A 4,873-nucleotide genomic window follows, 5' to 3' on the forward strand; every position below is an offset into this window, starting at 1 on the left:
AGATGAGAAAGAATCCTTAGAGTTTAAGACGGTAAGTATTCGACGTAACTGAATCTTCAGCTGCTGATGTTGTTTAATGTTGTAGTTGTTAGCTGAATAGTCGAAACCGATCTTTAACTTTTAACGAGTTTTAGTCGGGATGATTCAGGCACTAAATTAAAGATTTATTCTTTTAAATATTTTGCTTGGAGAGTTTGATCCTGGCTCAGAACGAACGCTGGCGGCATGCCTAACACATGCAAGTCGAACGAGAAAGCACCTTCGGGTGTGAGTAGAGTGGCGCACGGGTGAGTAACACGTAGGTGACCTGCCTTACAGTGGGGGATAGCCCGGGGAAACCCGGATTAATACCGCATACGTAATGAGAATTTGGAAATATCATTAGAAAGGATGCCTCTCCTTGGAAGCATTCACTGTAAGATGGGCCTGCGTTGCATTAGCTTGATGGTGGGGTAACGGCCTACCATGGCGACGATGCATAGCTGGTCTGAGAGGATGATCAGCCACACTGGAACTGAGACACGGTCCAGACTCCTACGGGAGGCAGCAGTGGGGAATATTGCGCAATGGGCGAAAGCCTGACGCAGCAATGCCGCGTGAGTGAGGAAGGCCTTCGGGTTGTAAAGCTCTGTCAGATGGGAAGAATGGTCAAGGGTCCAATAGGCCTTTGATTTGACGGTACCTTCAGAGGAAGCACCGGCTAACTTCGTGCCAGCAGCCGCGGTAATACGAAGGGTGCAAGCGTTGTTCGGATTTATTGGGCGTAAAGCGCGCGCAGGCGGATAATTAAGCCAGATGTGAAATCTCGGGGCTCAACCCCGAAACTGCGTCTGGAACTGGTTATCTAGAATCACGGAGAGGGAAGGGGAATTTCGCATGTAGGGGTAAAATCCGTAGAGATGCGAAGGAACACCAGAGGCGAAGGCGCCTTCCTGGACGTGTATTGACGCTGAGGCGCGAAAGCGTGGGGAGCAAACAGGATTAGATACCCTGGTAGTCCACGCCGTAAACGATGTGCACTAGATATGGGGGGATTGACCCCTTCCGTGTCGAAGCTAACGCATTAAGTGCACCGCCTGGGAAGTACGGTCGCAAGACTAAAACTCAAAGGAATTGACGGGGGCCCGCACAAGCGGTGGATTATGTGGTTTAATTCGAAGCAACGCGCAGAACCTTACCTAGGCTTGAAATCCCGAGAAGACGGACTAAAATCTGTTGTGCTCTTCGGAGAACTCGGTGACAGGCGCTGCATGGCTGTCGTCAGCTCGTGTCGTGAGATGTTGGGTTAAGTCTCGCAACGAGCGCAACCCCTATCTTTAGTTGCCAGCATTAAGTTGGGCACTCTAGAGAGACTGCCCGGGTTAACCGGGAGGAAGGTGGGGATGACGTCAAGTCCTCATGGCCCTTATGTCTAGGGCTACACACGTAATACAATGGTGCATACAAAGTGAAGCGACCCGGCGACGGTGAGCAAATCACAAAAAGTGCATCTCAGTCCGGATTGGAGTCTGCAACTCGACTCCATGAAGTTGGAATCGCTAGTAATCGCGGATCAGCACGCCGCGGTGAATACGTTCCCGGGCCTTGTACACACCGCCCGTCACACCATGGGAGTTGATCTTACCTGAAGCCGTGGCCCTAACTTTCGAGAGGGGAGCGTCTACGGTCGGATCGATGACTGGGGTGAAGTCGTAACAAGGTAGCCCTAGGGGAACCTGGGGCTGGATCACCTCCTTTTAAAGGAAGCGAGCTTTAAGCTCTATTCTGGTCAACGTCTTAAATGACAAGGATTCTTTTTTCACTTTAATAGATCTTTAACATTAACATAACAGGATCAGATAGAAGACGAGAACCTAAAGAGAAAACCAAGACAAAAATTAAATTTGTGTCATTAGTAACTTAGATAAAGCTACTAAGGGTGCATGGTGGATATCTTGGCAGTAGGAGGCGATGAAAGGCGTATACTAGCTAGCGATATGTCTCGGGAAGTCAGCAAGTAGGCATTGATCCGAGAATACCTGAATGGGGAAACCCGGTGTCTAGAGATAGGCATCATGGAATGGTGAGTAAAGTAGCCATCTCCAGGCGAACGCAGGGAACTGAAACATCTAAGTACCTGCAGGAGTAGAAATCAACAGAGATTCCGCCAGTAGCGGCGAGCGAACGTGGAATAGCCCAAACCGGCCAGTTTACTGACCGGGGTTGTAGGACTTCATAAGGGACCTTGATAGATAGGAGAAGCATCTGGGAAGTTGCACCAAAGAGAGTGAAAGTCTCGTATCCGAAATTTTGAAAGGCCTGGAAGTATCCTGAGTAGGACGGGGCACGTGAAACCTTGTCTGAATCTGGGGGGACCACCCTCCAAGGCTAAATACTACCTACTGACCGATAGTGAACAAGTACCGTGAGGGAAAGATGAAAAGAACCCCGATAAGGGGAGTGAAATAGAACTTGAAACCATGTACCTACAATCGGTGGAAGTGCTATTGTAAAGCATGACCACGTACCTTTTGCATTATGAGTCGCCGAGTTACGATATGTTGCCAGGTTAAGCCGTTGCAGGTGTAGCCGTAGGGAAACCGAGTCTGAATAGGGCGTTTAGTAGCATGTCGTAGACCCGAAACGGGATGAGCTACCCATGAGCAGGTTGAAGCGGGGGTAAAACCTCGTGGAGGACCGAACCCATATAGGTTGAAAACTGTTGGGATGACTTGTGGGTAGGGGTGAAAGGCCAATCAAATTCCGTGATAGCTGGTTCTCTCCGAAATGCATTTAGGTGCAGCGTCTGACGAATACTGACGGGGGTACAGCACTGAATTGGCTAGGGGGCTCACCAGCTTACCAAACCATATCAAACTCAGAATACCGTTAAGTAATATCAGGCAGTGAGACTATGGATGCTAAGGTCCATAGTCAAAAGGGAAAGAGCCCAGACCGTCAGCTAAGGTCCCAAAATCGTGTCTAAGTGGGAAAGGTTGTGGAACTACTCTGACATCCAGGAGGTTGGCTTAGAAGCAGCCACCCTTTAAAGAAAGCGTAATAGCTCACTGGACTAGTGGTTCTGCGCCGAAAATGTAACGGGGCTAAAGATACGTACCGAAGCTACGGACTCGAAAGAGTGGTAGGAGAGCATTGTGTTTACCGATGAAGGCATACTGATAAGGAGTGCTGGAGGTCCCACAAGAGCTGATGGCGACATGAGTAGCGATAAGGAGTGTGAGAATCACTCCCGCCGAAAATCTAAGGGTTCCTGGGCCAGGTGACTCCGCCCAGGGTTAGTCGGATCCTAAGGTGAGGCCGAAAGGCGTAGCCGATGGGTAACAGGTTAATATTCCTGTACTTAGTAATATTCGTTTGACATGAAGGAGTGACGGAGAAAGGTAGCAAAGCAGTCTGTTGGATGGCTGTTTAAGCGTGTAGGGGGGCAACGTAGGTAAATCCGCGATGCTGTTAACTCTGAGACGTGATGACGAGGGCTTGCCCGAAGTTTGTGATCCTATGCTTCCTAGAAAAGCTTCGCATGGAGAATGTTATTAATCCGTACCGTAAACCGACACAGGTAGATGAGGAGAGAATCCTCAGGCGCTTGGATGAACTCTAGTTAAGGAACTCTGCAAATTGGTGCCGTAACTTCGGGAGAAGGCACGCCCTTGACGGTGAAATCACTTGCTGATGGAGCTATCGGGGGTCGCAGTGAAAAGGGGGTAGCGACTGTTTATCAAAAACATAGGTCTATGCAAACTCGTAAGAGGAAGTATATGGACTGACGCCTGCCCGGTGCTCGAAGGTTAAAAGGAGGGGTTATCGCAAGAGAAGCTCTGAATTGAAGCCCGAGTAAACGGCGGCCGTAACTATAACGGTCCTAAGGTAGCGAAATTCCTAGTCGGGTAAGTTCCGACCTGCACGAATGGCGTAACGACTTCCCCACTGTCTCAACTAGAGATCCAGCGAAATTGGAGTGCGCGTGAAGATACGCGCTACCCGCGGAAGGACGAAAAGACCCCGTGAACCTTTACTGTAGCTTGGCATTGGGTTTCGATTAACATTGCGTAGGATAGGTGGGAGCTTTTGATATCTGCATTCCGGTGTAGAAGGAGGCAACCTTGAAATACCACCCTTTGTTAATTGGAATCCTAACCTACGATCCTGATCGGGTCGGGGGACAATGTCTGGTGGGCAGTTTGACTGGGGCGGTCGCCTCCTAAAGAGTAACGGAGGCGCACAAAGGTTCCCTCAGGCCGCATGGAAACCGGCTGTAGAGTGTAAACGCATAAGGGAGCTTGACTGCGAGACAAACAAGTCGAGCAGGGTCGAAAGACGGTGTTAGTGATCCGGTGGTTCCGAGTGGAAGGGCCATCGCTCAACGGATAAAAGGTACTCCGGGGATAACAGGCTGATCTCCCCCAAGAGTTCACATCGACGGGGAGGTTTGGCACCTCGATGTCGGCTCATCGCATCCTGGGGCTGGAGCAGGTCCCAAGGGTTAGACTGTTCGTCTATTAAAGCGGTACGCGAGCTGGGTTCAGAACGTCGTGAGACAGTTCGGTCTCTATCCTCCGTGGGCGTAGGAAATTTGAAGGAAGCTGACCTTAGTACGAGAGGACCGGGTTGGACGAACCTATGGTGTACCGGTTGTGGCGCCAGCTGCATCGCCGGGTAGCTAAGTTCGGAAGGGATAACCGCTGAAAGCATCTAAGTGGGAAGCCCCTCCTAAGATAAGATTTCCACAAGACAGCTTGTAGACCACGAGCTTGATAGGTCGCGGGTGTAAGCGCAGTAATGTGTTGAGCTGAGCGATACTAATTTGTCTTTTTGCTTTATTTAAGTCTCTTTAGGTTCACTTCTATTTGATTCTGTTTTGTCAGTGTTAAAG

The 4,873-nt window shown here is 49.9% G+C and carries 2 rRNA genes; both read left to right on the forward strand.

Annotation, left to right across the window (positions count from 1 at the left end):
- Positions 1–182 precede the first annotated feature (182 nt).
- Positions 183–1,737: ribosomal RNA gene (locus HBN50_RS17560) — 16S ribosomal RNA — on the forward strand.
- 165 nt (positions 1,738–1,902) lie between these two features.
- Positions 1,903–4,824: ribosomal RNA gene (locus HBN50_RS17565) — 23S ribosomal RNA — on the forward strand.
- Together the 16S and 23S rRNA genes form the textbook arrangement of a ribosomal RNA operon.
- Positions 4,825–4,873 lie beyond the last annotated feature (49 nt).

Source organism: Halobacteriovorax sp. GB3, assembly GCF_028649655.1.
Taxonomy (GTDB): Bacteria; Bdellovibrionota; Bacteriovoracia; order Bacteriovoracales; family Bacteriovoracaceae; genus BSW11-IV.